We start from the raw sequence: 23,918 nt of genomic DNA on the forward strand, positions 1-23,918 counted from the left end.
CATGCCCGATCCAGACCAAGCCGCCGGAGAGGCGGAGAGTAGCAGCGGGCTGTGGCCTGCGCTTCGCAAACTGTTCGAATCCGACAACGGCGGCCGCTCGCTGCGGGCGCAACTGGAGGAGGCGATCGACGAACATGAAGAGGAAGGGCCGGGCAAGCGGTCGGCCAGATCCGACGACCTGTCGCCCGTCGAGCGGCAAATGCTGCGCAACCTGCTCCACTTCAGCGAACATGATGCCGACGACATCGCGGTGCCGCGTGGCGAAATCATCGCGGTTGCCGAGAGTGCGAGCTGGGACGAGATGGTCGCGACCTTCGCCGAACATGGCCATTCGCGGATGCCGGTGTACCGCGACACGCTGGACGAGGTGATCGGCATGATCCACCTGAAGGACGTGTTTCCCTATCTGGCACGGCAAAATCCCCCGCCGCAGGTCTGGACCGAACTGATGCGCCAGCCCCTGTATGTGCCGCAGACCCGCCGTGCGATCGACGTTCTGGCGGACATGCGGCAGCAGCGGGTGCATCTGGCGGTGGTTCTTGACGAATTCTCGGGCACGGACGGGCTGGTCACGATCGAGGATCTGGTGGAAGAGATCGTGGGCGAGATCGAGGACGAGCACGACGATGCTCCGCAAGAGCTCATCGTGCCGCTTGGTGACGGGGTGTGGGACTGCGACGCCCGCGCGGAGCTGGACGATGTGGCGCAGCAGGTCGATCCGCGCCTCGCCGAAGTTGACGAAGCGGTGGACACGCTGGGCGGCCTCGCCTTTGTCCTGGCAGAGCAGGTGCCCGCGATCGGCGCGGTGGTAGAACATCCGAGCGGCTGGCGACTGGAAGTGACCGACGGGGACGAGCGGCACGTGACCCGTCTGCGCCTGCATGCGCCGGACAGCGCGCTGGCCGAGCCGGTCTGAGGCGGGCAGGCCCGGCGGACCACTCGACATCGCGGTGTCAGTCACGCACACTGCCTGAACATGGCCATTCGCCGTTTCCCTCCGCTACGCGCGCTTGAGGCGTTCAGCCGCACGGTCAGGCTTGGCTCCGCGCGGGCCGCGGCGCAGGAGCTGGGGCTCAGTCCTTCGGCCCTGTCGCGGCGCATCTCCGCTCTGGAGGCGTTCACCGGCAAGAAGCTGTTCACGCGCGCCCGGCAGACCATGGAGCTGACCGATGACGGGCGGGCATTCTTCGACGCCGTCAACCCGCAGCTCGAGGCGCTGTCCCGCGCCATTGAGGCGCAGTCGGACAGGCTGCGCCTGCTGCGGCTGCGTCTGGGCGTGCTGCCGCTGTTCGGCGCGCAGCGGCTGTTCCCCAGGCTGGCTGAACTGCGCCGGTTGCACACCCGGCTGCACATCGACATCGATACCGGGCCGCATCTGGAAGATCGCGTAGGGGACGCGCTCGACGCCGCCATCATCCTTGCGCAGCAGCCTGCCCCTCAGCTGCATGCAGTGCGCCTCGATCGCAATTTTGTCCATGCGATCTGCAATCGCGCACTCGCGGATTCGCTTGGCCCCACACCATCGGCAGAGAAGCTGGCGCAGCAGACCTTTCTGCTTCACACCGAGCTGCCGGACAGCTTTGCTGCATGGAAAGAGGCACTGGGTGTCGGGCCGCTGGAGGATGTAGCGATCGACCACTATGATTCCGGCCAGCTGATGCTGGAGGCGGCGGCCCAGGGGCTGGGTATCGCGATCATGCATGACGACCACCTGCGCCGGTCGGCCGACCCGCGGCTGGCTTCGCTGTTCAGCCGCCAAATCGAAAGCCCCTACAGCTACTGGTTCGTGTGTCAGCCCGCCGCGCTGGAAGAGCGGCCGGTGCGGCTGTTCCACGACTGGCTGATCAAGGCGGAGATCTGAGCGTCAGCCGCCGTGCAGCACCGTTTCCATTCGCCGTCGCACTTCGGCTGCGATGCATTTGCGGGTCAGCGAAGGGTCCGGCGTGAAGGGGTCGAGAAACCGGATGGTGAGCGGGATCCGTCCCGAACGGGCAAGAACGCGCAGCGCATTGTCCAGGCCGCCTTCCTCTCCGACCCAGGCGATGTCGCTGGTGGCGTGGCCATAGTCGAGCACCACCGGCTGCACCTGAATGCTGCGAGGCGCAGGATCGAGCACCTGCAACATCGCCGTCTTGAACGGCAGCAGCCGCGAGCCCGGCCCCGTGGTTCCTTCGGGAAACAGCGTCACGGGGCGCCGTGTCGCCAGTGCCTGCCGCACGCTATCGACCTGTCCGCCGATGGCAAGACGCGCCTCTCGCTGCACAAAAACGGTTTCGTTGAGCGATGCGAGCCAGCCGATCAGGGTGGATTGCGCCAGCTCGGCCTTGGCCACGAATGTCGTTCCGCTTGCTCCGGCAAGCACCAGGATATCGATCCACGAGATGTGGTTGGCCAGCAGCAGGGCGTCCCGCCGCAGTGGCTGTCCCTCCACCTGCACCCGCACCCCGGCAAGCCGGGCCGTGCCCCCCAGAAAGCGAGGCGGCACCGGATTGTGCCGTGTGAAGGGCTTGGCGATGGCGTAGGCGATCAGGCAGGCGATCAGCCAACTGCCCAGCAGCAGCAGGCGCAGTACAATCCGGATTCGAGCTGCGACCGTCAGGCTGACACGCGAACCCGGATTTGTGTCGCCCGTCACCACCGTGGCCACGCCGTCAGTGGTCCCGATCCAGTCTCACGGCGTACAATTCCATGCGATGATCGACCAACCGATACCCCAGTCGTTCCGCGATCTGCTTCTGCAACGCTTCCATTTCGGGGTCGACGAATTCCACCACCTTGCCCGTCTCCACGTCGATGAGATGATCGTGGTGCGCTTCGGGAGCCGGCTCGTACCGGGCGCGGCCATCGCCGAAGTCATGCCGGTCGAGAATGCCCGCCTCCTCGAACAGGCGGACAGTCCGGTACACGGTGGCGATGGAAATGCCCGGATCGATTTGCGCCGCGCGGCTGTGGAGAAGCTCCACATCCGGATGATCGTCGCTGTCGGACAACACCCGGGCGATCACCCGCCGCTGCTCCGTGATGCGCAGTCCCTTGTCGGCGCAAAGTTGTTCAAGATCGATGTGATGAGGCAATGCATGCTCCTGCGCCGGTGGCGGGAATAACCTTACCGCTCCGGCGTTTTTCACTCAAGACGTCACACAGCCTTTAGTCAGGCATCGTTCTTGCGTCGTCCGCGGCTCTGACCCGGCTTGCGGCCCAGGCCGATTTCCTTGGCCAGCGTCCGCCGCCGTTCCGCATAATTGGGTGCCACCATCGGGTAATCAGCCGGCAGGTTCCAGCGCTCCCGATACTGTTCCGGCGTCATGTCATACCTGGTCTTCAGGTAACGCTTGAGCATCTTCAGCTTCTTGCCGTCTTCCAGGCAGACGATGTAGTCGGGCTTCACCGAATTGCGGATCGACACGGCTGGTTCGAGCGGCTCTTCCTCGACCTGGGCCGGTTCGCCAAGCCCCTTCAACGCTTCATGAACAGTACGGATCAGGGTGGGGACATCGCCGATCGCTACATCGTTGTTGCTGACGTGCGCGGCAACGATCTCTGATGTCAGCGAAACAAGCATATCGTCGGCACCGTTACTGATTTCCGTCATTTTTCAAATTACTCCTAAGGCATTCTAAACGACACAGACCGGTGATGCAGACTAGATTGTTCCGGACCTGTGAAACGCGGTTGTTCGGATTCTAAGGGCGGTGTAAAATGTGTTTAGCATAATATCGCACTCTTTGACCGCTTTTCTATAAATCGAAGGCGAATGTGATCGCGTCAAGTGTGCCCCCATCCTGCCGCCGGTAATAATTTGGCCGCCGACCAATCTGTCGGAAGCCGCACAATTCATAAAACCGTATAGCCGGGTTGTTGACCCGCACTTCGAGGAACAGTCTTTCGGCGCCGCGCGATCGCGCCTGATCTTTAAAAGCGGCGACCAGATTGCTTGCCACTCCTTTGCGCCGCTGGGCAGGTGTAACGGCGAGCAGCAGGAGTTCTTCCTCTCCAGGCGCAGCGCGGGACAGCAGGAACCCGCTAGCCCTTTCACCAGACTCGTCTTGAGTGACAATGACATGGGTGTTGGGCGTGATCAGCGCATCGCGGACCTGGTTGCGGTTCCATGCCTCGCCAAAAGCCGGATCGAACGCCCGTTCCATGACGTCCATGATCGCGTCGAGTTGCTCAACCATCGACGGATGGCTTTGCATCGGGTGCGCGGGCATAGATGGGCGCAATGCGCGACGTCAGGCTTGCTGCCGGCAGGGTGAGCGCCAGGGATGCGTCCGGCAACGTGGGGAAGGCTCGCCCAAACCCGCGCAGCGCTGCCAGTTCTTCCGCCTTCGAACCGGCGACATTGTCGGTCACGATCCGCTCCACTGCATCCGCCGGGGGCAGCGAATGGTGAACCCCCAGCGGCGACCTGTCCGCGTCAAAAGTTTGCATCAGCCACTCGCCATGACCACCGTTCATCACCACCGTCACCGGTGCAGGCCCAAGCTGCCGCTGCGCGCATGCCGCCACCAGGCTGAGGGTCGGATAGCCCAGCACCTCGGCACCCCAGACCAGAGCCAGCGCCCGCACCGCCGCGATCCCGATGCGGGTGCCGGTGAAGCTGCCAGGGCCAAGCGATACGAAAATCCGGTCCGCGCGTCCCCGATCGGGCAGTTCGGCGACGAGCGGCACCAGCCGTTCGGCATGACCGCGGCCCAGCACCTCGTGCCGCCCGGCGATCAGGGTTACGCCATCGAACAGCGCGACTGAACATGCCTCGGTAGCGGTATCTATTGCGAGGGTGCGCATCGGCGACTGATTGGCGCAACCGCGTCCCTGCCGCAAGTCCCAGCCGGCTCAGGCAACCCGGTTGAAACGACCGAAACCGGGCCGCGGGCTGCGATCGAAGACCGACGCAGGATCGCCGTAGCCGATGGAGCAGATCCAGTCCGCGCGTACCGCCGGCTCATCCGCAAAGAACTCTTTGGTTACGCCGTCCAGGTCCACCCCGGACATCGGGCCGCAGTCGAGGCCCAGCGCCCGTGCCGCAAGCATCAGATATGCGCCCTGCAGCGCAGAGTTGCGACGCGCTCCTTCAACGCGGCCGTCGGGATCGCCTTCAAACCAGCTTTTCGCGTCGGTATGCGGAAACAGCCAGGGCAACTGCTCATGAAAATCGGCATCGAAACCGATGATGACGCAGACGGGGGCGGTGCGCACCTTGTCCTTGTTGCTGTCGAGAGCGTGCGCGGCCAGGCGTTCCTTGGCTTGTGCAGACCGGCACCACACGAGCCTGGCGGGCTGCATATTGGCCGAAGTGGGACCCATCTTCGCGATGTCGTAGATGGCGCGGATCTGTTCCTCGGTCACTTCCCGGTCGAGCCAGCCGTTGTAGCTGCGCGCCTGCAGGAACAACTGGTCAAGCGCGCTGGCGTCCAGCGGACGGTCGTGAAACTGCTTCATGTGACAAACGGACCTTTCAGGCAGCGCGTACTTCGACGACTTCGGGAATGTAATGCTTCAGAAGCCCTTCGATGCCGTGCTTCAGCGTCGCCGTCGATGAAGGGCAGCCCGAACAGGCGCCCTGCAGCGTGAGATAGACGACCCCGTCGCTGAAGCCGCGATACTGAATGTCGCCGCCGTCGCCCGCCACGGCAGGCCGTACCCGGCTGTCCAGCAATTCTTGAATTTGTGCAACGATGTCCGCATCGTCCGGGTCGTCCGCGACGACCAGGCTGTTTTCGGCCGGGACGGCGATGCCGCCGGCCGTGCCGGGCGCGAACAACGGAGCCTGGCTGACGAAATGATCGAGAAGAACGGACAGGACCGTCGGCCTCAGCTGCGACCAGTCCACCCCCGGCGCGGCCGTTACCGTAATGAAATCCGCTCCGAAGAATACATTCGTCACCTCGCCCGTGTCGAACAGGGCTTGCGCCAGGGGACTGGCTGCGGCGGCTTCGGGACTGGCGAACTCGCGCGTGCCTGCGCCCATGACTTGCTGCCCCGGCAGGAACTTGCGGCTGGCGGGGTTGGGCGTAATTTCCGTCTCGATGTACATGGGCGCGATGTAGGATCGCGTGTCGACGGGCACAAGCGCGGCTTGGGGGCAAGGCGCAGCAATAGGTTGATGTTCACTGGTCCTTCACCCGCCGCCGCCCTATAACGGCATCATGACCACTCTCACGCGCGCCCTCCGGCGTCTTGCGCTCATCTCCGTCATTGTCGCCTTGCCCGCGTCCGTCGTGGCGCAGCAGGCAATGGAAACAACGCAGGCACCTGCGGCACCCGCACCCGCGCCAGCCTTGGCCGACCTGCCGCCGGCGAGGGCGCTGCAGACCGGGGACACCGTGCCCTGGCTGTACGAAGGCAGCGACATTCCGCGCGATCCGCAGTGGCTGTTCGGGGCGATGGACAACGGGCTGCGGTATGCCGTGCGCCACAACGGCGTGCCTCCTGGCCAGGTGTCGATCCGCGTCCGGATCGATGCCGGCTCCCTGCACGAAGAGGACCGCGAACAGGGTTTCGCGCACCTGCTCGAGCACCTGCTGTTCCGTGAAAGCAAGTACCTTGGCCCGGCGCAGGCGATCCCCACATGGCAGAGGCTGGGGGCGACCTTCGGCAGCGACACCAACGCCGAAACCAGCCCGACGCACACCGTCTACAAGCTCGACCTCCCTAATGCCTCCCCGGAAAAGGTGGCCGAAAGCCTGCGGCTGGTGTCGGGCATGATCCGCGAGCCCGTGCTGAGCCAGCGGAACATTGCCGCCGAACTGCCGATCGTGCTGGCCGAAATGCGCGACACGCAGGGGCCGGGGCAGCGCGCGGGCGATGTCACCCGCCAGACACTGTTTGCCGGGCAACGGCTGGCCTCGCGCCTGCCGATCGGAACCGAAGCGACGCTGACCGCCGCGACACCGGACGCCGTGCAGGCGTTCCATCGCCGCTGGTATCGGCCGGAAAACACCGTGATCTCCATCGCCGGTGACATCGACCCGCAGCTGCTGGCTGCGCTCGTGGAGCGGTGGTTCGGCGACTGGCAAGGCCAGGGCCGGGCCGCTGCGGCGCCCGATTTCGGCGATCCCCGGCCGCCGCGGGGCGCCAGTGGCAACCCGCCGGTGGGTGAGGTTGCCGTCGTGGTCGAACCCGACCTGCCGCGCGCCTTCACCTTCGGCATCATGCGGCCGTGGCGGCCGGTGAACGATACGATCGCCTACAACCAGGCACTGTTGACCGATGCCCTGGCACAGGCGTTGATCAACCGGCGGCTGGAGGCCCGCGCGCGGGCAGGGGGCAGCTATCTGTATGCCCAGGTGCAGCAGGACGACACCAGCCGCTCAGCCGACGCCACCTATGTTTCCTTTGCTCCCCTTGGCGAAGACTGGCGCACCGCCCTGACAGACGTGCGCGGAGTGATCGCGGACGCGCTCGCCACGCCGCCCAGCCGGGAAGAACTGGATCGCGAGATCGCCGAGTTCGAGATCGGCTTCCGCAGCGCCGTAGAGCAGAGCGCGGTGCAGTCGGGGTCGGTTCTGGCCGACAACATCGTGCAGGCGGTCGACATTCGCGAAACCACGGCGAACCCTGAAACAGTGTTGCAGGTGTTTCAGGGCATGAAAGACAGCGTCACCCCCGAACAGGTGCTGGAACACACCCGCGCGCTGTTCGCGGGGGCCGTGCTCCGCGCGACCTTTGTTACGCCTGCGGCAGGCGAGGCCGATGCGGCAGCGCTGCGGACCGCACTTGCGGCTCCGGTTGCGCCGGCAACCGAAGTTCGGCTGGCCGCCACGGCGATCAACTTCGCCGACCTGCCGCCGATCGGCACCCCTGGAGAGGTCGTACGGCGCAGCCCGACAGGATTGCTCGGCATCACCCAGCTTGAATTTGGCAATGGCGTGAAGGCGTTGTTGTGGGCCAATCCGGACGAGCCGGGACGGGTCTCGGTCAAGACACGGTTCGGGGCCGGTTTCCGCGCGTTCGACGAAGCGGATGCGCCATACATCGGATTGGGCGAATCCGCCTTGATCGGCGCCGGCCTTGGCGAACTGGGGCAGGAAGAACTCGACCGCATCAGCACGGGCCGCAAGCTCGGCTTTGATTTCGGCATCAGCGACGGCTCGTTCAGCTTTTCCGCGCAAACCCGGCGCGAGGATCTGGCGGATCAGTTGTACCTGTTCGCGGCAAAGCTTGCCATGCCGCGCTGGGATCCGGCACCCATACTGCGCGCGAAAGCAGCGGCCCAGCTGGCCAACTCCAGCCTTGCCACATCGCCAGCGGGCGTCCTTCAGCGGGATCTCGAGTATCTGCTGCGCGCGTCCGACCGGCGGTTTGCAACGCCCGGACCGGACGTGCTGGCGCAGGTGACGCCCGAGGGGTTCCGGGCCACGTGGGAGCCGGTGCTCGCCTCCGGCCCGGTGGAAGTGCTGGTGTTCGGCGACTTCGATGAAGATGCCGCCGTGGAGGCGCTGACCCGAACCTTCGGCGCGTTGCCTCCGCGCGGAGACATCACGGCCGAGGCGGCAACGAACGTCGTGCGCTTCCCGGCAGGAGAGGCAGCGCCAACCGTGCTCCACCATCGCGGCGACGCGTCGCAGGCAGCGGCGGTCATCGCCTGGCCGACTGGCGGCGGAGTGGATGACCTGCGCACTTCGCGGCAGCTGGAGATCCTTACCCAGCTGTTCAGCAACCGCTTGCTGGATTCGTTGCGCGAACGGCTCGGCTCCAGCTACGCCCCGCAGGCGATCAACGCCTGGCCGACGGACGCGCCGGTCGGCGGCCGTATCATGGCCATCGCCCAGCTGCGGCCCCAGGATGTGCCGGTGTTCTTCGAGGAGGCGGAGCAGATTGCCGCCGAACTGGCCGCCAATCCGCCGCAGGCGGACGAGCTGGAGCGTGTGACCGAACCGCTGCGCCAGCTGGTGCAGCGGGCGTCCACCGGGAACCTGTTCTGGCTGATGCAGCTCGAAGGCGCGACGCGCGATCCCCGCCTGTTTGGCCTGATGCGGTCGGTGATCAACGATTATTCGCGCACCACGCCCGAGGCCATGGAGGTGCTGGCACGGCGCTACCTCGCGCCGCAGAACGCCTTCAAGGTCGCGGTCATCCCCGAAGGGCAGCAGCTGGCCACCCGGCGTCCCCAGCCTGCCTCGGCGGGGGCCGCCGCGCAGTAGGACGCAGGCTTTGCAGTTTCGGCCGTCCTGCTGCTAGAGGCCGGGCAGATCGGGACTGAAGACAAAGGTGGGAAAACAGGTCGTGGCAGGTTGGACGCGGGACGGCTGGCGTAGTTTCGAAGCACGGCATCTGCCGAGCTATGCCGACCCGCACGCGCTGGGCGATGCGGTTGCCACCCTCGAAAACTATCCGCCGCTCGTGTTTGCGGGCGAGGTACGCGACCTGAAAGCGCATCTGGCGCAGGTTGCTCAAGGGCGTGCATTCCTCCTTCAGGGAGGCGACTGCGCCGAAAGTTTCGCCGAATTTCACCCCAATACCGTGCGCGACACCCTGCGGGTGATCCTGCAGATGGCGGTGGTCCTCACCTTCGCGTCCAAGCGGCCGGTCGTGAAGGTCGGCCGGCTGGCCGGACAATTCGCCAAGCCGCGCAGCGCGCCCACCGAAACCGTCGATGGCGTCACTTTGCCGAGTTATTTCGGCGACATCGTCAACGGCATCGACTTCACCCGCGAGGCGCGGTCCAACGATCCGCAGCGCATGGTGCGCGCCTATCACCAGGCGGCCGCGACACTGAACCTGTTGCGCGCGTTGGCTGGCGGAGGTTACGCCAACCTCAGGCAGATACACCAGTGGACCCTCGACTTCATGGCACGCAGCCCCTGGGCCGACAAGTTCAACAGCCTGGCCGACCGGATTGGCGAGGCGCTGGATTTCATGGAAGCCTGCGGCGTCAATCCGGCCAGCGTGCCGCAGTTGCACGGTACCCAGTTCTACACCAGTCACGAAGCCTTGCTGCTGCCTTACGAAGAGGCCCTGACCCGGCAGGATACGCTGACGGGAGACTGGGTGGACACGAGCGCGCACATGGTCTGGATCGGAGACCGGACGCGCTTCGACGGGTCCGCCCATGTCGAATTCGCGCGCGGCATCGCCAATCCTCTGGGGATCAAGTGCGGACCGTCGCTGGAACCCGATGTGCTGTCTCGCCTGCTGGACACCCTCAACCCGCAGCGTGAGCCGGGGAGAATCACGCTGATCGCGCGGTTCGGGCATGACAAGGTCGAAGACGGATTGTCCCGGCTTATCCGTGCCGTCAGCCGTGATGGACACCCGGTCGTCTGGAGTTGCGACCCCATGCACGGCAATGTCGTCAAGGCGGCCAGCGGGTACAAGACGCGGCCGTTCGATCGCATCCTGCGCGAAGTGCGCGGCTTCTTCGCCGTGCACCGCGCTGAAGGCACGCACGCGGGCGGCATCCATATCGAAATGACCGGTCAGGACGTCACCGAATGCGTCGGCGGCGCGGTCGCCATTACCGACGAGGGGTTGGCCGATCGTTATCACACCCATTGCGACCCGCGCCTCAACGCGGCGCAGTCGCTGGAACTGGCTTTCCTGCTGGCCGAAATGCTGAACGCCGAAGCAGGCGGACGGGCGCGGGACGCCGCCTGAGATGGCAGATCGGGGAACGGATGCGACCTTGATGTGCTGAATGACGGCGGGCGCTAAGGAGAACAGAGATGGCCGAGCAGCCACGGCTTGCCGACAACACGGATGATCTCGCGCAGCAGTTCCGCGAAACCCGCCTGCTTACCGAAGCTCTGGTCAGCTCGCTGTCCGACGCCGATGCCTCGCTCCAGTCGATGGACGACACCTCGCCCGCGAAATGGCATCTGGCCCATACCACCTGGTTCTGGGAAACCTTTCTGCTGCGCGACCATTTGCCGGGCTATTGTCTGTTTGACGAGCGATGGCCGTTCCTGTTCAACTCATATTACGAGGCGGAAGGGGAGCGGGTAGCCAGAGGCCGGCGCGGCATGCTGTCGCGCCCTTCGCTGGACGAGGCGCGAGACTATCGGACGCATGTGACGCTGGCGATGGAGCCGCTGCTGGCGCGCAGCGACTGTGCCGATCTCATCGCGCTTGGCATCGCGCACGAACAGCAGCATCAGGAACTGCTGCTGACGGACATGAAACACGGGTTGTTCCAGAACCCGCTGGGTTCCGAAATGTTCGCGGGCGCGCCTCCTCCGCCATCGGGCGCGGACGCTGATAACGCCGACTGGTGGGAGCATCCCGGCGGGGTCGCGCAGGCGGGACATGATGGCAGCACCTTCGCTTTCGACAACGAAGGGCCGCGGCACCGCGTCCTGCTGCAACCCTTCGCGCTCGCGCGGCGGCTCGTGACGAACGGCGAATGGCTGGCATTCATGGCCGACGGCGGTTACTCCACTTCGTCCCTGTGGCTGTCGGACGGCTGGTCGTGGGTGCAGGCGCATGAGGTGACTGCGCCGCTATATTGGCAGGCCGGCGAAGCTGGCTGGACGCAGTTCACCCACAGCGGCTGGCAGGAGATGGAAGCCGCCCGCCCGGTGACGCACATCTCCTATTACGAAGCCGACGCTTTCGCGTCCTGGGCGGGAAAGCGCCTGCCGACCGAGTTCGAATGGGAAGCGGTCGCGCAAAGGCAGGGCGCGGACGCCGCGTTCGCCGGACACCAGCTCGACATCGCGGCATCGCCCCTCCCGGTCGGCGGCACCGATCTGTTCGGCGACTGCTGGCAGTGGACCCGGTCGGCCTATCTGCCATACCCGCGCTTTCACCCGGTCGCGGGGGCCATCGGAGAATACAATGGCAAGTTCATGTCAGGCCAATTCGTGCTGAGGGGCGCCAGCTGCGCCACGCCGCGGGGACATTCGCGGACCTCGTACCGCAATTTCTTCTACCCCCACCAACGCTGGCAGTTCACCGGCCTTCGCCTGGCCATGGACCTGTGAGCCGCGGCGATGAGGCCGGGTTGGCCGAAGCATTCCGCGCCGACGTGCTGGAAGGGCTTGGCCAGGTAAAAAAGGCGGTCCCTGCGCGCTGGCTCTATGACGACGCCGGGTCCGCCCTGTTCGAGGAAATCACCCGGCTGCCGGAATATTACGCGACGCGGGCCGAGACGGAGGTGCTGGAAAATCGCGGAGGCGAATTTGCCCGCCTGATCGGGGCCGGACGTGCGGTGGTCGAATTCGGTTCGGGCAGCTCGGTCAAGACCCCCCTGCTGCTGCGCGCGATCGACCCGGCCGCATACGTGCCGCTGGACATCGCCGGCGATTTCCTGCGCGAAGCGGCGGCAGAGCTGCAGGCCAAGTTTCCTGCTCTCCCCGTTTATCCGGTGGAGGCGGACTTCATGCGGCAGGTAGACTTGCCCGGCGCCATCCACCCTATGCGCAAGCTGGGCTTTTTCCCCGGCTCCACCATCGGCAACATGGTGCCCCGAACCGCTGCCGACCTGTTGCGGGAGATGAAGGAAACACTGCAGGAAGGGTGGGGCGGCAACGCGGAGGATGCGCCGCTGCTCCTCATCGGCATGGATCTGGTCAAGGATCCGGTGGTCTTGGAGGCCGCGTATGATGACGCAGCAGGAGTGACGGCGCGGTTCAACCTCAATCTGGCCACGCGGATCAACCGTGAACTGGGCGGCGACATTCCGCTGGATGACCTGACCCACCGGGCGATCTGGAACGACGCCTTTGCGCGGATCGAAATGCACCTGCAAGCTACCCGCGACATTGACTTCACGGTTGCGGGTAACCGCTTCACCATGCGGGCGGGAGAAACGATCCATACCGAGAACAGCCACAAGTTCACCCGCCGCAGCGCGAACCTGCTGCTGCTGGCGGGCGGGTGGACCCCGCAGGCGCGATGGCTGGACAGCGAGGAACGCTTCTCCGTCATCCTGGCCCGTGGCAGCGAGTTCAGGAATGCGCCGTGACGTCATTCAACTTGAGGTAACCGCACCTATATCATCGTGACATCATGCCCATTACCGAAAACCTGCCCCAGTGGCTCGACCGATTGAGCGCGATCAGCCAAGGCGAACTTCTTACCGCGACCGTGCTCGCTATCGTGGCGGGCTGGATCGGCACGCGGCTGGTGCGCCACCGGGTGCCGCTGGGCCGCCTGCTGAGCGTTGCGAGCACCCTGACCCTTGCGGCCATCCTGCTGACCGTCGTGCTGCAGGTTTCCTCCCTGGACCCGCGCATGGGGTTCGTGCGGTCCGGGATCGGCGCAGACCCGCAGGTGGTCGAGGGGGGCGAGACGCAGATCAGGCTGGCGCGCGATGGCCATTTCTGGATCAACGCGCAGGTGAACGGCGCCGAGGCCGCGTTCCTGGTCGACACCGGCGCTACCCTGACGGCAGTGTCTGCCGACCTCGCCGAGCGCGCCGGTCTGCAGCCGCGCAACAATGCGGTGCCGGTGCGCATCGTGACGGCAAACGGCGCCGTCCCGGCGCAGGTTACGCGCATCGACGAGTTGTCCTTCGGCAATATCTCTGCCTCAGACCTCGACGCAGTCATCGCCCCGACACTGGGAGAGACCAACGTGCTGGGCATGAATTTCCTGTCGCGGCTGGAAGGATGGCAGGTGCGCGGCGACACCTTGATCCTGAACCCCGCCTCGGACGACAGGGCCGAGTGACGAGCGCCAGATTTGACCTGTCGCAGCGGCATCGGCACAGAAGAGGTCGATGCCGAGCCTGCCACCCCCACCGCGCCTGCAAGAATTGACGTCGACCCACAGGATCGCGCTGTTTCTGGACTGTGACGGAACGCTGATCGAACTGGCTCCAGGCCCGGATGAAGTTCATTTGCCGGGTTACCTGCCGGCTGGTCTGGCGGCCCTTTCCCGGACACTGGAAGGGCGGCTGGCAATTGTCAGCGGGCGGTCGGTGGACTGGCTGCACGCAGCCGGGTTTGGGGCGCACGTGCTGGCGGGCACCCATGGAACGGAGCTGTGGTGGCCGGGCATCGGCCTCGACCGCGCTGCACGGCCGGCGGGGTTGGACGAGGTGGACGCGGCGTTCCACACTTTTGCGGCGGAACGGCCCGGCGTCATCGTGGAGCGCAAGGCGCTCGCGGCAGGCCTCCACTTCCGCAAGGTGCCTGCACAGGGCGATGCCGCACTGACGCTTGCGGGCAAGCTGGCCCGGCTCACCGGTCTGGAACTTCAGCCGGGCAAGATGATGGTGGAGTTGCGCGCGCCCGGCGGTTCCAAGGGAACGGCGGCCAGCGCATTGATGGCGCGGCATCCATTCACCGGGGCAATGCCGGTATTCGTGGGCGACGACATCACTGATGAAGAGGGTTTTGTGGCCGTGGCCCGCGCCGGTGGGTTCGGAATCGCGGTGGGCGAACGCGATAGCGCCGCGGCATCCTATCACTTGCCGGACGTGGCCGCAGTACACCGCTGGCTGATGCTGTAGCTGCAGGAGGCGAGCACCCGGCAGTCATTCTTGAAGGTGACGCGGCGCGAACTATTCCGCACTCCCGCGTTGTTGACTCAGCGGGACAGGCCTGACGCAGGTGGGAGCAGAGCTTGATGAGCCGATTGATAGTCATATCCAACCGGGTCGCCGTGCCGACCGCCGCAGGCGGCAAGGGCGCGCAGGGCGGCCTTGCCGGGGCGCTGCATTCGCTGGTGCGGGAACAGGATGGCTTCTGGTTCGGCTGGTCCGGCGAGACGGTGGAGAACCCCGCGACCGAACCGCGCTTCCAGACGGCTGGCGGCGTGACCACGGCAACAATCGACCTCGCGCCGCAGGACGTGGAAGAATACTACAACGGGTATGCCAACGCGACCCTGTGGCCGCTGTTTCATTATCGGGTGGATCTGACCGACTATCGGCGCGAAACCGCCAAGGGCTACGAGCGAGTGAACGAAACCTTCGCCGCCTGCGTCGCGCCGCTGATCGGGCCGGATGACACCTTGTGGGTACATGATTACCATTTCCTGCCGCTCGGCGCTCGGCTGCGGGCGCGCGGGTTGAGCAACCGGATCGGCTTTTTCCTGCACATTCCATGGCCACCGACCGATCTGCTGCTGTCCTTGCCGTATCACGAGCGGCTGGTTCGCACTGTCCTGCAGTACGACCTCATCGGCTTTCAGAGCGAAGAATGGCGCGACAATTTCCTGGATTATTGCCGCCGCGAATTGTCGGCGGCGATCAACGGGGGCACCGGGCAGATCACGCTCGACGGGCACAGTACTATCGCAAGGTGCTATCCGATCGGCATAGATTACGACGACTTTGCCGCGCAGGGCCAAACGGGCGAGGCGCGCCAGGCGCAGCAGCGGATGCTGTCGAGCACGCGGCGCCGGACCGCCATCATCGGGGTGGACCGGCTGGACTATTCCAAGGGTTTGCCAGAACGGCTGGATGGCGTCGCCCGGTTTTTCGAAACCTATCCCGGCAGCAGCCGTGAAGTCGTGCTGGTCCAGATCGCCCCGCCCAGCCGGGAAGACGTGAAAACCTATCAGCAGATCAGGGAAACACTGGAAGGCAGGGCCGGGCGGATCAACGGGGAGTTTTCCGAAATCGACCTCGTGCCTGTCCGCTATGTCAACAAGGGGCATTCCGCGGCCGAACTGTTCGGGTTCTATCGGGCGGCCAAGATCGGGCTGGTAACGCCGCTGCGCGACGGCATGAATCTGGTGGCCAAGGAGTATGTGGCGGCGCAGGATCGAGACGATCCGGGCGTGCTGATCCTGTCGCGGTTCGCCGGCGCGGCGCAGCAGTTGACGGATGCCGTGCTGGTCAATCCGCACAGCCCCGACGCCATCTCCCATGCCATCCATACCGCGCTGAAGATGAGTCTGGACGAGCGGCGCCGGCGTTGGGAACGGATGCACGACAGTGTCCGGACGCAGACGGTGCAGCAATGGGCGGCCGACTTCTGCCGCGACCTTGCCGCTACAACGCCCATGCGAACTGAGGGTCGGGGCGGCTTGCTTCGGCACCGCTGAAGTGGCACCTGCCCGCGCGATGACGCGCGCTGGTTCCGCCCCGTTCGAGGGTATTCACAACTTCCGGGATTATGGCGGCTATCGAACCGCGCAGGGTGAGGTGAGGCGGGGCTTGCTCTACCGCTCGGGCCAGCATGTCGGGGCGAGCGACGCGGACCTCGACAACTTGGCCCGGTTGGACATCCGCACGGTGATCGACCTGCGCAGCAATTCGGAGCGCGAACGCCACCCATGCCGCCGTGCGCCGCAATGGGCGGGTGAAGTGGTGTTCTTCAACGGGGAGACATCCAACTCGCCGCCGCACATGGATGTGGAGGACAGCCGGGTGACGGAGGCTGCGGCTGTCCGGCGGATGATCGCCCTGTATCGCCGCATTCCCCACAACCCCGCGATGCACGCCATCATCGGCGATTACCTGCGCGTGCTGGCCCAGCGGGACGGCGCCAGCCTGGTGCATTGCTTTGCGGGCAAGGACCGGACCGGCATCGCGGTGACGCTGCTGCTCCACGTTCTTGGCGTCAGGCCGGAGGATCAGCTCGCCGAGTTCCTGCTGACCAACGCAGCCACGACCTATCACGTGCTCCACGCACAGTCGCTGCCGGGTCTCGAACGGCGGTTCGGTCCGATCGATCCGGCGGCGCGCGATGCGCTGATGCAGGTGCGGCCCGCCTATTTCGCGGCGTTCCAGGACGAGGTCGCCACCGCTTACGGATCGGTGGACGATTTTCTCGCGGCAAGGCTGGCGGTGGACGAGCGCCTGCGGGAGGTATTGCAAGAACGGTTCATCACGTGACATTGCTGCGCGCCGTCCCCATAAACGCTTCCAGTTGAAACAGGACTTCCGCATGGCGACCCACCGCACGAAAATGCTTATCATCGGTTCCGGGCCGGCCGGGCTTACCGCCGCGATCTACGGCGCGCGCGCCATGCTCGAGCCGATCGTTGTGCAGGGACTGCAACCGGGCGGGCAGCTGACGATCACCACCGACGTGGAAAACTATCCCGGTTTCGCCGATGTGATCCAGGGACCTTGGCTGATGCAGCAGATGCAGGTCCAGGCCGAGCATGTGGGCACACGGATGATGTGGGACACCATCGTCAAGGTTGATCTGACCAATGGCAGCCCGTTCCGGGCCGTCGGCGACAGCGGAGACGAGTACATCGCCGACACGGTGGTCATCTCGACCGGCGCTCAGGCCAAGTGGCTGGGCGTACCGGGGGAGATGGAACTGAACGGCAAGGGCGTGTCCGCCTGCGCCACCTGCGACGGGTTCTTCTATCGCGGCAAGAAGGTCGCCGTCATCGGCGGCGGCAACACGGCGGTGGAGGAGGCGCTGTACCTCACCAACCATTCCGACGACGTGACGCTGATCCATCGCCGCGATTCGCTGAGGGCGGAACGCATCCTGCAGGACCGGCTGCAGGCGAATCCCAGGATCAGCGTGCTGTGGAACAAGGCGGTGGACAGTTTCGGCGGCGACCCTGCGGGAGGCGGGCTGACCCACCTGAACCTGCGCGACACGGTGACTGGCGAAGCGAGCGAACTGCGCGTCGATGGCGCGTTTGTCGCCATCGGCCATGCTCCATCAACCGAACTGTTCGCCGGCCAGCTCGAATTGCAGGACGGCTACATCGTGGTCGAGCCGGGCACACCCCGCACCGCCATCCCCGGCGTGTTTGCCTGCGGCGACGTGATGGATCACATCTATCGCCAGGCCGTGACGGCGGCAGGGACCGGCTGCATGGCGGCGCTGGATGCCGAGCGCTTCCTGCAAGGTCTTGAGTTCGACCGCGAGACGGGGCACGCAGAAGCGGCAGAGTGACCCGCCGCCGACCCCTCCCGCGCGCGGGAGGGCTGGGCACAGGAGGGCCGGGCGCTCAGAACACAGCCACCGCAGCCCTTGCGATCAGCGCCATCAGCACCAGGGTCGAGAGCGCGAAGAGCGCGAAACGCACTACCACCCGGTTCACCAGCGCCTGCACAAGCGAGTGGGCAATCCGCAGCAGGACGTAAGCCCAGCCGAGCAGTTCGCCCGCCCCGTCGCCCGCCTCCGTGAAAGCCAGCACCAGCGCCGCCGCGTAGAACAGCGTGGGCGCCTCGTGCAGGTGGTTGTAGTTGTCGGCCTTCCAGCTGACCCGGTCGGGCAGCTTTTCGCGCAGGGAAGCACCCGTGCTGCCGACCATGCTTTTGGCATCGATGCCGGCGCGCCCCATCGCAGGCAGGCGGGTGGCGTACATCCACACCCACATGATCATCGTCCAGACCAGCAGGGCGACGACCGGCTGGAGTATGCCCGCGCCGGTCACACCAGCACCGCCGGATCATGGAACACGGTCGCGATAATCGCCCGCGCGGCGAGGTAGATCAGGGCGAGCGTGGACAGCAGGAACAGGGTGAAGCGCACCGGCAGCGTGTTGACCGTCGCCTGCCAGACGGAATGGACCACCCTGAGGGCGACATAGATCCACGCCGCCAGCACGTCGCCCGCCGCCGCGCCCATGATCGCGAGGATGATGACCGCAGGATAGAAGATCGTGGGCTGCTCCATCAGGTGCGTGTAGTTGTGCGCCTTCCAGTTCACCCGGTCGTCGATCCGACCTTCCAGATCCTGTCCGCGTCCGCCCGGTTTGGCCCGTCCGACGCCGCCGCCCATCTTCTTCATCGCGGGCAGCCGCGTTCCCGCCATCCAAAACAGCATGACCAGCGACCACGCGATCAGCACCGCCGCCGGTGCGAGTATCTGCGCCTGCATATAATCGTCTCCCCCAAAACCTTGCCGTGGTCTAGCGGTCCAGCAGGGTCTGCGCAAACGCGCGCGCGTCCACATTGCCCCCCGTGAGCATCACCACCGTATCCTCGTCCACCGGCACCTTGCCCGCCAGTGCCGCGGCCAGCGCCGCCGCGCCCCCCGGTTCCAGCACCAGCCGCAGGCGTGCAAAGGCGAACCGCTGCGCTTCCCGCACTTCAATGTCGGTGACCGTGACGCCAGGCTCGATCCGCCCGCGCAGCAGCGCCAGATTCAGGGGCTTGGTCGTGTCCGGGCGCAGCGCGTCGCAAATCGTCGGTGGCGCATCGGGAGCGGCGCGGACGATCTCGCCTGCTGCGATTGCCTTGCCAACCATGTTCCAGCCGTCCGGCTCGACGACATGGATCGCGCTGTCGGGGCAGGCGAGCGCAAGGCCCGCGGCCAGTCCGCCGCCCCCGCAGCACACGATCAGCCGGGACGGCGCACGGCCAAGCTGCGTCGCTGCCTCCACCCCGGCGCTGCCTTGCCCTTCGATGACCCAGGGGTTGGCGAAGGCGTGGACAAGTATCGCGCCGCGGCGTTCGACTTCGCGCGCGGCTACCTCGTCGCGGTCTTCTCCCGGCCGGTCGTACAGGACCAGTTCCGCGCCCAGTTCCGCCGTCGCCGCCAGCTTAACCCGCGGGGCGTCGCGCGGCATGACGATGGCGGCGCGGATGCCCAGCCGCCGCGCCGCCCAGGCCACGCCCTGCGCATGATTGCCGCTGGAAACCGCGACCACGCCGCGCGCCCGCTCCTCTGGCGACAGGTTTACCAGCCGCCACCACGCGCCGCGGATCTTGAACGATCCGATCGGCTGCAGGCTTTCCGCCTTCACGTGGCAGGCGGTTCCCGCGATCTCCGCCGGCAAGAGCGGCGTGGCGGGAAGGATACGCGCAATCGACCCCGCCGCTGCCACTACGCCGTCCCGGGTCGGCAGGCGTTCGAAGGTCATCGACCCGTCGCTCCTGCGGGACACTTGGACCGCATGTTACACGGTCCAGAGCCAACAGGGCGGAAGACCGGAACGGTTCGGTCGAACAGGTGCCGGTTTGCGAAGGGCGGTGTTTTCATGCGCCGATCCTGCCGCAAACTCCCGCCGTAGGAAAGCGGGGCGGCAAGATCGCGGTGGCAGCACAGGGACATATTGCGACGCCGGTGCATTCCCCTATGTGGGTTGCCTTAAAGGCGGGCGTCCGGCGCAGTTCAGCGCCGCACTATGCTGCGCCGCACCTGCCGCCGGGCAGGTTTCACTGGTTTGATGGAGTAGCGAATGACCAAGGTTCTGGTAATCGGCGCAGGCGGAGTGAGCAGCGTGTGCGTCCATAAAATGGCGTTCAACACCGACATCTTTCCTGAAATTCACCTTGCCAGCCGGACCAAGGCCAAATGCGATGCCATCGCCGCGTCGGTGAAGGAACGGGCCGGCGTCGACATCCACACCTACGAAGTCGACGCGGAGGAAGTGCCGGCAATGGTCAATCTCATCCGCCGGGTGCAGCCGACCCTGGTCGTGAATCTCGCCCTTCCTTACCAGGACCTGCCGATCATGGATGCCTGTCTGGAAACCGGAGTCAGCTACCTCGACACGGCCAATTACGAGCCGAAGGACGAGGCCAAGTTCGAATACAAGTGGCAGTGGGCCTATCACGACCGCTTCCGCGAGGCGGGCATCATGGCCCTGCTGGGCAGCGGGTTCGACCCCGGTGTAACCTCGGTTTTCACGATGTGGCTCAAGAAGCACAAGCTCAAGACAATTCGACAGCTCGACATTCTCGACTGCAATGGCGGTGACCACGGCCAGCATTTCGCCACCAACTTCAACCCGGAGATCAACATTCGCGAAGTGACCGCCCCCGCGCGGCACTGGGAGAACGGGGAGTGGGTGGAGACGCCCGCCATGCAGGTCAAGACCGAGTTTGATTTCGAGGGCGTGGGCAGGCGCAACGCGTACCTCATGTATCACGAGGAGCTGGAAAGCCTGGCGAAATTTGTGCCGGAACTGGAACGGGCGCGGTTCTGGATGACGTTCGGCGACCAGTACATCACCCACCTCACCGTGTTGCAGAACGTCGGCATGACCTCCATCGAGCCGGTGGCGTTCCAGGGACGCGAGATCATCCCCCTGCAATTTCTCGCCGCAGTGCTGCCCAAGCCGGAAACGCTGGGGGAGACGACGAAGGGCAAGACCAACATCGGCGTCATCGCCACCGGCGAGGCGCTGGACGGGTCGGGCGAAAAGACGTTCTACATCAATAACATCTGCGACCATGAAGAAGCGTTTCGGGAAACCGGCAACCAGGCGGTCAGCTATACCACCGGCGTTCCCGCCATGATCGGCAGCGCGCTGATGGTGCAGGGCATCTGGCAGGGCGAGGGGGTGTTCAACATCGAGCAGCTCGATCCCGACCCGTTCATGGAGATGCTGAACGCCCACGGCCTGCCGTGGCAGGTGAAGGAACTGGGCGGGCCGGTCGATTTCTGATGGAAACCAGAGCCGGCGATCCGGGCGCCTTTGCCCGCTTCGACCTTACCCGCGTCGATTCGCCCGCCTTCGTGGTGGATGCGGTGCGGCTGCGGGCCAACCTTCAGGTTCTGGCTGATATCCGCGACGCCGCGGAATGCCGGGTGCTGCTGGCGCTGAAGGCGTTTTCCATGTGGAGCGCGGCCCCGATCATCGGCGAGTATCTCGACGGGGTCTGCACCAGCGGCCTGTGGGAAGCGCGGCTCGCTTCGGAATTCTATGACGGCGAGATCAGCACCTATTCGCCGGCCTACAAGCCCGAAGATCTGGCGGAAGTGTGCCGGCTGTCGGACCACGTGATCTTCAATTCGCCCGAGCAACTGCGCCGGGCCACCCTGATCGTCGAACAGGCCCGCAGCGAAGGGCGCGCGTTCGACACAGGCCTGCGGATCAACCCCTTGGTCGCAACCGGGGAAGTGCCGCGCTACGATCCGTCAAGCCCCGGCAGCCGGCTGGGCTTCCCCATCGATCAGCTGACGGCGGAACACATGGAGGGGGTGGACGGCATCCATTTCCACAACCTGTGCGAACAGGATTTCGAACCGTTGGCAGCAACCTGGGACAAGGTGTTCGACGCCATCGAACCCTATTTCGGGCAGCTCAAATGGATCAACATGGGCGGCGGCCACCATATCACGCGCGCCGATTACCAGCGTGACGAACTGGTGGAGTTCCTGCGCGACGCGAAGGAGGACACGGGCGCCGACATCTACCTTGAGCCGGGCGAGGCGGTGGCGCTGGACGCGGGCATTCTGGTGGGCACCATCCTCGATACCGGGTTCAACGGGGTGCCGACGGCGATCACCGACATATCCGCCACCTGCCACATGCCCGACGTGATCGAGGCACCGTATCGCCCCGCCATGCTGGGCGAGGTGGACGAAGGACCGCAGACCCGGCTGGGCGGGCCTTCCTGCCTCGCGGGCGATGTGATCGGCGATTACCGCGTGCCTGACGGAGCGGAGCCGGGCCGGCGCATCGCATTCCTGGATCAGGCGCACTACTCCATGGTCAAGACCAACACCTTCAACGGGGTGCCGCTGCCCTCCATCTGGCTGTGGGATTCGGGCACCGACGCGCTGGAACAGGTGCGCTCGTTCGGGTGGGAGGAGTTCCGCAACCGCCTTTCCTGAGCGGCGGGACGCCTGCGCCATCCCGGATTCGCGCGCTTCAGCGGCCGGTTTGGCAGGGCGCCTTCCGGCGGCGCAGTCACAATGACGCAAAAGCGCACATTTTCAGTTGCGATTAACGCGGCAGTGCCTATATGCGCCCTTCCGCTGCCCCAGGGGACTTCCTTACCGCAAGGCAGCATGTCTTGAACTTAACCGTAGGGGGTCCCTTGAGTTGCACGAGTATCATAACGCCCGGTCCGTAGTCCGCGCCCTCCAGCCGGACGAGCCCGTGATCCTCAACCGACCGCACGCTGCCGCGCGCGCCGCCCGCTTCTTCGTCGAGAAGTTTCCGGGCAAGGTGCTGTATGCGGTCAAGGCGAACCCGTCGCCCGACCTGCTGCGGGTTCTGTGGGACAACGGCGTGACGCATTACGACGTCGCATCCATTACCGAAGTGCGCCTGGTCGCGGCCACGCTGCCGGACGCGGTGCTGTGCTTCATGCACCCGGTCAAGGCGCCGTCGGCCATTCGGGAAGCGTATCACCAGCACGGCTGCCGCACATTCAGCCTCGACACGCCCGAAGAACTGGACAAGATCGTAGATGCCTGCCGCGATGCCGACGGCAATGCGGCGACGGACCTGCGCCTGCTGGTGCGCCTGCGCGTGTCCTCGGAATATTCGGAGCTGTCGCTGGCCGCCAAGTTCGGCTGCGACCTCGCCGATGCCGGCGGACTGTTGCAGGCCACGCGCCAGCATTGTGACTGGCTGGGTGTGTGTTTTCACGTGGGCAGCCAGGCGATGACGCCCTTTGCCTATGTGCAGGCGCTGGAACGCACGCGTGTCGCCATTGCAGAGGCTTCGGTGGTCATCGACATGGTTGATGTGGGCGGTGGATTCCCTTCGGTCTATCCGGGCATGGAGCCGCCGCCGCTGGAAGATTACTTTGCCATCATCCATCGCCAGTTCGAAGCGCTGCCGATCGCCTACAACGCCGAACTCTGGTGCGAGCCGGGGCGGGCGCTGGCGGCCGAATACAACTCGCTGATCGTGCGGGTGGAAAAGCGGCGCGGCAACGAGCTGTACATCAACGACGGTGCGTACGGGGCACTGTTCGACGCGGCGCATATCGCCTGGAAGTTCCCGGTGGAAGCGCTGGAGGACGACCTGATCGACGCGGAAGAGGACTTCTCCTTCTACGGGCCGACCTGTGACGATGCCGATTTCATGAAGGGTCCGTTCCCGCTGCCCGGCGACATCCAGGCCGGCGACTATATCGAGATCGGGATGCTGGGCGCTTACGGCGCGGCAATGAAGACGGCGTTCAACGGCTTCGGCGCGGCAGAACACATCGTCGTCACCGACGAGCCGATGGCCAGCCTGTACGATGGCAGCCGGGTGCGGCCGGTCGCGGACAACGTGGTCAGCCTCAGGTAAACGGGCGAGGAGCGGGCCGATCCCGCTCCTCTATCGCCGGGACAGCACAGGCACAGGCACAGCCGTCCGGGTGCGCTGGCGCCCGCGCTTGGTTGCGTGGGCGGATGCCCGTCTCTAGGCTGGGG

The 23,918-nt window shown here is 65.5% G+C and carries 24 protein-coding genes; 14 read left to right on the forward strand and 10 right to left on the reverse strand.

Annotation, left to right across the window (positions count from 1 at the left end; genetic code table 11):
• Position 1: 1 nt before the first annotated feature.
• A complete protein-coding gene (locus LHJ54_RS08910; RefSeq protein ID WP_228243536.1) occupies positions 2 to 916 on the forward strand; it encodes a hemolysin family protein in 915 nt (304 codons plus the stop codon).
• Between the two features lie 60 nt (positions 917 to 976).
• Positions 977 to 1,861 (forward strand): LysR substrate-binding domain-containing protein, encoded by an 885-nt coding sequence (locus tag LHJ54_RS08915; protein ID WP_228243537.1) that lies wholly within the window; start codon positions 977 to 979, stop codon positions 1,859 to 1,861.
• A 3-nt stretch (positions 1,862 to 1,864) separates the two neighbouring features.
• Here LHJ54_RS08915 and LHJ54_RS08920 read toward each other — a convergent pair whose 3' ends face one another.
• From LHJ54_RS08920 to LHJ54_RS08950, 7 genes are all read right to left on the reverse strand, one after another.
• On the reverse strand, positions 1,865 to 2,647 hold the full coding sequence (locus tag LHJ54_RS08920) for a 1-acyl-sn-glycerol-3-phosphate acyltransferase (protein WP_228243538.1): 783 nt from the start codon (positions 2,645 to 2,647) through the stop codon (positions 1,865 to 1,867).
• Positions 2,648 to 2,651: 4 nt separating this feature from the next.
• On the reverse strand, positions 2,652 to 3,074 hold the full coding sequence (locus LHJ54_RS08925) for a Fur family transcriptional regulator (protein ID WP_228243539.1): 423 nt from the start codon (positions 3,072 to 3,074) through the stop codon (positions 2,652 to 2,654).
• Positions 3,075 to 3,151: 77 nt separating this feature from the next.
• Complete coding sequence (locus tag LHJ54_RS08930; protein ID WP_228243540.1) at positions 3,152 to 3,592, reverse strand: MucR family transcriptional regulator; 441 nt, start codon at positions 3,590 to 3,592, stop codon at positions 3,152 to 3,154.
• 145 nt (positions 3,593 to 3,737) lie between these two features.
• On the reverse strand, positions 3,738 to 4,178 hold the full coding sequence (rimI, locus tag LHJ54_RS08935) for a ribosomal protein S18-alanine N-acetyltransferase (protein ID WP_228243541.1): 441 nt from the start codon (positions 4,176 to 4,178) through the stop codon (positions 3,738 to 3,740).
• Complete coding sequence (tsaB, locus tag LHJ54_RS08940) at positions 4,171 to 4,788, reverse strand: tRNA (adenosine(37)-N6)-threonylcarbamoyltransferase complex dimerization subunit type 1 TsaB (protein ID WP_228243542.1); 618 nt, start codon at positions 4,786 to 4,788, stop codon at positions 4,171 to 4,173. The genes rimI and tsaB overlap by 8 nt, the downstream gene beginning before the upstream one ends.
• Positions 4,789 to 4,836: 48 nt before the next feature.
• Complete coding sequence (locus LHJ54_RS08945) at positions 4,837 to 5,442, reverse strand: malonic semialdehyde reductase (protein WP_228243543.1); 606 nt, start codon at positions 5,440 to 5,442, stop codon at positions 4,837 to 4,839.
• Between the two features lie 16 nt (positions 5,443 to 5,458).
• A complete protein-coding gene (locus LHJ54_RS08950) occupies positions 5,459 to 6,037 on the reverse strand; it encodes a NifU family protein (RefSeq protein WP_228244342.1) in 579 nt (192 codons plus the stop codon).
• A gap of 112 nt (positions 6,038 to 6,149) precedes the next feature.
• Here LHJ54_RS08950 and LHJ54_RS08955 point away from each other — a divergent pair, with 112 nt between their 5' ends.
• The 9 genes from LHJ54_RS08955 to trxB all read left to right on the forward strand — a co-directional run bounded on the left by LHJ54_RS08955 (position 6,150) and on the right by trxB (position 17,762).
• Entirely contained in the window at positions 6,150 to 9,146 is a 2,997-nt protein-coding gene (locus LHJ54_RS08955) for a pitrilysin family protein (RefSeq protein WP_228243544.1), read from the forward strand.
• A 67-nt stretch (positions 9,147 to 9,213) separates the two neighbouring features.
• Positions 9,214 to 10,599, forward strand: coding sequence for a class II 3-deoxy-7-phosphoheptulonate synthase (locus LHJ54_RS08960; protein WP_228243545.1), 1,386 nt, complete (start codon positions 9,214 to 9,216; stop codon positions 10,597 to 10,599).
• Between the two features lie 68 nt (positions 10,600 to 10,667).
• Positions 10,668 to 11,924, forward strand: coding sequence for an ergothioneine biosynthesis protein EgtB (gene egtB / locus LHJ54_RS08965; protein ID WP_228243546.1), 1,257 nt, complete (start codon positions 10,668 to 10,670; stop codon positions 11,922 to 11,924).
• Entirely contained in the window at positions 11,921 to 12,907 is a 987-nt protein-coding gene (gene egtD / locus LHJ54_RS08970) for an L-histidine N(alpha)-methyltransferase (protein ID WP_228243547.1), read from the forward strand. The genes egtB and egtD overlap by 4 nt, the downstream gene beginning before the upstream one ends.
• A 44-nt stretch (positions 12,908 to 12,951) precedes the next feature.
• A complete protein-coding gene (locus LHJ54_RS08975; RefSeq protein ID WP_228243548.1) occupies positions 12,952 to 13,614 on the forward strand; it encodes a TIGR02281 family clan AA aspartic protease in 663 nt (220 codons plus the stop codon).
• Positions 13,615 to 13,663: 49 nt separating this feature from the next.
• The gene (otsB, locus tag LHJ54_RS08980; protein ID WP_228243549.1) at positions 13,664 to 14,398 is read left to right on the forward strand and encodes a trehalose-phosphatase; all 735 of its coding nucleotides are present in this window, start codon (positions 13,664 to 13,666) and stop codon (positions 14,396 to 14,398) included.
• Positions 14,399 to 14,514: 116 nt separating this feature from the next.
• Positions 14,515 to 15,939 (forward strand): trehalose-6-phosphate synthase, encoded by a 1,425-nt coding sequence (locus tag LHJ54_RS08985; protein WP_228243550.1) that lies wholly within the window; start codon positions 14,515 to 14,517, stop codon positions 15,937 to 15,939.
• Positions 15,940 to 15,958: 19 nt separating this feature from the next.
• Positions 15,959 to 16,732 (forward strand): tyrosine-protein phosphatase, encoded by a 774-nt coding sequence (locus LHJ54_RS08990; RefSeq protein WP_228243551.1) that lies wholly within the window; start codon positions 15,959 to 15,961, stop codon positions 16,730 to 16,732.
• A 52-nt stretch (positions 16,733 to 16,784) separates the two neighbouring features.
• A complete protein-coding gene (trxB, locus tag LHJ54_RS08995) occupies positions 16,785 to 17,762 on the forward strand; it encodes a thioredoxin-disulfide reductase (RefSeq protein ID WP_228243552.1) in 978 nt (325 codons plus the stop codon).
• 55 nt (positions 17,763 to 17,817) lie between these two features.
• Here the strand turns inward: trxB and LHJ54_RS09000 are convergent, their stop codons facing one another.
• The 3 genes from LHJ54_RS09000 to LHJ54_RS09010 are packed head-to-tail and all read right to left on the reverse strand — an operon-like array spanning position 17,818 to position 19,677.
• Entirely contained in the window at positions 17,818 to 18,246 is a 429-nt protein-coding gene (locus LHJ54_RS09000) for an MAPEG family protein (protein ID WP_228243553.1), read from the reverse strand.
• Complete coding sequence (locus LHJ54_RS09005) at positions 18,243 to 18,692, reverse strand: MAPEG family protein (protein WP_228243554.1); 450 nt, start codon at positions 18,690 to 18,692, stop codon at positions 18,243 to 18,245. Before LHJ54_RS09005 ends, LHJ54_RS09000 begins: the two co-directional genes overlap by 4 nt.
• A 31-nt stretch (positions 18,693 to 18,723) precedes the next feature.
• Complete coding sequence (locus tag LHJ54_RS09010) at positions 18,724 to 19,677, reverse strand: threonine/serine dehydratase (RefSeq protein ID WP_228243555.1); 954 nt, start codon at positions 19,675 to 19,677, stop codon at positions 18,724 to 18,726.
• Positions 19,678 to 19,995: 318 nt separating this feature from the next.
• On the opposite strand from LHJ54_RS09010, the gene LHJ54_RS09015 reads away from it, so the two are divergent.
• The 3 genes from LHJ54_RS09015 to LHJ54_RS09025 all read left to right on the forward strand — a co-directional run bounded on the left by LHJ54_RS09015 (position 19,996) and on the right by LHJ54_RS09025 (position 23,793).
• Complete coding sequence (locus tag LHJ54_RS09015; RefSeq protein ID WP_228243556.1) at positions 19,996 to 21,207, forward strand: saccharopine dehydrogenase family protein; 1,212 nt, start codon at positions 19,996 to 19,998, stop codon at positions 21,205 to 21,207.
• Positions 21,207 to 22,379 carry a carboxynorspermidine decarboxylase gene (locus tag LHJ54_RS09020; protein ID WP_228243557.1) on the forward strand — a complete coding sequence of 391 codons (1,173 nt, stop codon included), beginning with the start codon at positions 21,207 to 21,209 and terminating at the stop codon, positions 22,377 to 22,379. The genes LHJ54_RS09015 and LHJ54_RS09020 overlap by 1 nt, the downstream gene beginning before the upstream one ends.
• 211 nt (positions 22,380 to 22,590) lie before the next feature.
• Complete coding sequence (locus LHJ54_RS09025; protein ID WP_228243558.1) at positions 22,591 to 23,793, forward strand: type III PLP-dependent enzyme; 1,203 nt, start codon at positions 22,591 to 22,593, stop codon at positions 23,791 to 23,793.
• Positions 23,794 to 23,918 lie beyond the last annotated feature (125 nt).

It is taken from the genome of Porphyrobacter sp. GA68 (assembly GCF_022605525.1).
Classification (GTDB): Bacteria; Pseudomonadota; Alphaproteobacteria; order Sphingomonadales; family Sphingomonadaceae; genus Qipengyuania_B.